The organism is Bradyrhizobium sp. Kon56 (genome assembly GCF_055807635.1).
Genome location: NZ_JBVVOU010000538.1, coordinates 1 through 250 on the forward strand (window position 1 = coordinate 1; position 250 = coordinate 250).

Genomic DNA, 250 nt, shown 5'->3' on the forward strand with positions numbered 1-250 from the left:
CCTGGCGCGCATCGCCAAGTACACCCAGGAAGGCAAGGCGATCTCCATCGCGCTGCTGGGTAACGCGGCCGAAATCCTGCCGGAACTGGTCAAACGTGGCGTGCGCCCGGACATGGTCACCGACCAGACCAGCGCCCATGACCCGCTCAACGGCTACCTGCCGGCCGGCTGGACCTGGGACGAGTACCGCGCCCGCGCCAAGACCGAACCCGCCGCCGTGATCAAGGCCGCCAAGCAGTCGATGGCCGTG

Annotated in this window: 1 pseudogene; it reads left to right on the forward strand. The window is 68.4% G+C overall.

Annotation, left to right across the window (positions count from 1 at the left end):
- Positions 1-250 (forward strand): annotated as a pseudogene (locus AC0L3B_RS39970) (urocanate hydratase); the annotation flags it as partial.